The following is a 3,738-nucleotide window of genomic DNA, read 5'->3' as shown; positions in this document are numbered from 1 at the left end:
CCTTAATTGGGATGATCGGGCCGAACTGCATTCGACCGACACAACGGGCAGCTACCACATAGAAAATGTGCTGGCAGGCGGATCCAATCTCTATGAGTTGGAAACGCGCGAGGTCGGTGACATTGTCGGCAAAGATATCGTCCATCTGCAATGTCATATCGGGCTCGACACAATCAGCTTGAAGAATCTCGGCGCGGGCAGCGTGACCGGCCTCGACTTTTCACCGACAGCGATCGCAGCGGCGCGGGATTTCGCTGCAAAGGCAGGGACTAATGTGCGCTTCGTGGAGGCGCCACTGTTCGAGGCAGTCGAGGCGCTCGGCCGAACCTTTGACATCGCTTACGTTACCTGGGGATCGGTAAACTGGCTGGACGACGTGTTCCGCTGGGCGCGAGTGGTTGCCGATCTCCTGCGCCCCGGCGGCCGGCTCTATCTGGCCGAGGGCCACCCGTTGATGTTCCAGTGTGACCGCAAGGCTGCGGCGCTGGAGTTCAAGCATGACTGGCGAACGCCAATAGCTCGACCCCTCGCATGGAACGAGGAACTCACCTATACCGGCGACGACCGCATCTTGAAGCATCCTCGCTACTACGAGTGGATTCATCCGGTCAGTGACGTGGTGAACGCGCTGATTTCAGCTGGGCTGACGCTTGATTTTCTCAATGAGCATGACACGGTTTCGTGGCAGCACTTTTCATTTGCCGTGAGGGCCGGCAAGGATATGTACGGCTTGCCAGAGAACTCTCCCAAGATCCCGATGGCCTATTCCATTGGCGCGACGAAGCGTAGCGTCGGCAAGATCCCATATCTTGTTACCCCCAAGACGATTGAGGGCCACTAATCCTGCTCTTATTCCAGATTTTGCATTGTCATCTCGTCGATCTGATGCCGGAAAAGTGAGCACGGTTATCCCTCCACGAGGGCAACCCATGCACCTTCAGCGACTGCAAGCAATTCTAAGGTGTCAAGCGAGCCGCAGGTCTGTTCCAACCACTCCGGCGGCACCAGGCGGTGGGAAAGTGCAAAAATTTTAGAGCCCGTGAAGGTCAAAATTAAATATTGCTAGCTAATATTCCTTGGTCGGGTTGCCCGAGAACCTGAATAGCAGCTGAGGAATCGCCTATTGGCTCTTTTCCGCGCTAGGCTCGGCGGTATTAAGAAGGCTGTTTTTTCGTCGGCAAATATCCCGGCGGCAATGGCGGTGATAGTTATTGCCGTCGGCGCAGCGTTCGCGGACCACCAGAACAAAGTCGTCTCGGATCAAGCCGCCCGTGCGGATGTCCTGGCCAAGGTCAATCTTATCCGCGCCAAGCTTGAAGGTAACATCAACGGAAACCTTCAACTGGTGCAGGGCCTGGTCGCGGCGGTCGTGACTGAGCCCTATATGGGACAGCAACGCTTCGCCTCGCTCGCGAGCAACCTGTTTGGCGGGGGCTCGCAATTGAAAAATATTGCCGGCGCGCCCGATCTGGTCATTTCCCTGATGTACCCGATGGAGGGCAACGAGAAGGCGATAGGCCTCGATTACCGCAAGGACGAGCGCCAGCGTGTGGCCGCGCTAAGGGCGCGAGACGAGCGCGAGCTAATTCTTGCCGGTCCCGTCGACTTGAGGCAGGGAGGGCAAGGCTTCGTCGGTCGTATTCCGGTTTTTGTACGGAGTGCGGGCAACACCGAAAGATTCTGGGGCATCATTTCGGCCGTTGTCGACGTTCAGCGCCTTTATAAGGCGAGCGGCCTGCTTGACGATGATCTCGGGATTGACATAGCGCTGATCGGCAAGGACGCTCTCGGTCCAAGTGGAGATCAATTCTTCGGCAATGAGGGCGTCGCCAAAAGCAATCCGGTGACAGCCGACGTTCTGCTCCCGTCCGGTTCGTGGCGGATCGCAGCCATTCCCAAAAACGGCTGGCCTTCGACGCCCGACAACGCCTGGTTCTTGCGCGCAATCATGGCGGTGGCCGGGGCGTTGGTTGTGATCCCATTCCTGGTTACGGGTCGCCTGATTGGCGAGAGACAGCGCAACTATGCGGAACTGAGTCGATTGTCGAGACGGCTGGAACTCGCCCTGGAAGCGTCAGCTATTGGCGTTTGGGAACACGATCTCGCGACCAACGAACTTACGTGGGATGACCGCGTCAATGAAATATACGGCAAACCGACTGGGGAGCACCGCGGCTACCTGGACTGGGCGGGAGCAATCCACCCGGACGATTTGGCTGGCGCCCACGCCGATTTCGACAGCGCGATGGCCGTCGGCGGGCCATATTTGTCGGAGTACCGGATCATTCGGCCGGATGGCGAGATTCGCCATGTCCGATCCAAAGCGATAATTCACCGGGTCGCAAACGACACCCCAAAAATGATTGGCGCCGAATGGGATGTGACAGCCGATGTCCTGCTGAACAAGGACCTGGTTCGCGCAAAACAGCTTTCCGAGTCGAAAAATGCAGAACTCGAGTCGGCCAAGGCGCGCATAGAGCACATTGCGCTCCACGATTCGCTGACCGGTTTGCCCAACCGGCGTTACCTCGACCAAGTGCTGGAAGATTACGCAGCAAACGCCAGGCGCGCCGGCGGGTATGCGGCACTCCTTCACATAGATCTGGATCGGTTCAAGCACATCAACGATACGCTTGGCCACGCCGCAGGCGACGCAATGCTTGTTCACGCGTCAACTGTCCTCCGATCCAAGGTCGATGGTGAGGGATTCGTCGCTCGGATCGGAGGAGACGAATTCATCGTCCTGTGCGTGGTGCATGACGATATCAAGCAACTGGCGCTGCTCGCTGACCGCGTCATCAGCCAGATGCGCGAACCCGTCTACTATCAGGGCCATCGATGCCGTTTTGGCGTGAGCGTGGGAATTGCAGTCGACAACGGAAAAGATGTCGAAGCCAAACACCTGCTGGTCAATGCTGACATCGCGCTTTACCGAGCAAAGGGGCGTGGGCGCAATCGATACGAATTCTTCACCGAGGCGATGCAAAGCGAAATCGTCGACACAAAACGGATTGCCGACGAAATTCTCGGCGGCCTTGAGCGCAACGAGTTCATTCCCTTCTACCAGCCGCAATTTGACGCAAAAACGCTCGAAATTGTTGGGGTTGAGGCGCTGGCGCGATGGAGACATCCGGAGAAGGGTATTTTGGCGCCCGATGTATTCCTAAGGATTGCGGAAGAACTGAATGTCGTCTCGATCATCGATCGAACCATATTAGAGCAATCGCTTTTGGATTTCGAAGAGTGGTCTGCTGCGAATCTTCACATTCCGCGGGTGTCAGTCAACGTTTCGGCGCGCCGCCTTCAAGATGAGGAACTCATAAAGAGTCTTAGGAAGCTGAATATCAAGAAAGGAACGATTTCATTCGAGCTCGTTGAGTCAATCTTCCTTGACGAAAATGATGATTTTGTTACCTGGAATCTTGAGCAGATAAAAGAGCTAGGCATTGACGTAGAAATAGACGATTTTGGTACGGGCTATGCCTCAATAGTCAGCTTGCTCAAGCTGCAGCCTCGCCGGCTGAAGATAGATCGCCAGCTGGTCGTCCCAATTGTCAAATCGCCGCAACGAAGGCAGGTCGTCTCGTCGATCATTGAAATCGGCAAATCCCTGGGTATTGAGGTCGTAGCGGAGGGTGTCGAGACGATGGAGCACGCACAGACACTCAAGATCTTGGGCTGCGACATACTGCAGGGTTATGCCTTCGGGCAGGCGTTGGACTCCGACGGAATAAAGGC

General features: G+C 56.2%; 2 protein-coding genes. Both read left to right on the top strand.

Annotated elements, in window-relative coordinates:
* Positions 1-841: class I SAM-dependent methyltransferase (locus EOA85_RS30080; protein WP_164759975.1), on the top strand; the 841-nt coding region annotated here is incomplete at its 5' end.
* Positions 842-1,195: 354 nt separating this feature from the next.
* The coding region (locus EOA85_RS30075; RefSeq protein ID WP_127212164.1) for an EAL domain-containing protein at positions 1,196-3,738 on the top strand (2,543 nt) is incomplete at its 3' end.

The organism is Mesorhizobium sp. M5C.F.Ca.IN.020.29.1.1 (assembly GCF_003997375.1).
GTDB lineage: Bacteria > Pseudomonadota > Alphaproteobacteria > Rhizobiales > Rhizobiaceae > Mesorhizobium > Mesorhizobium wenxiniae.
Note: the sequence above shows the minus strand (reverse complement) of the source record. Positions and strands in the feature narration are given on the sequence as shown.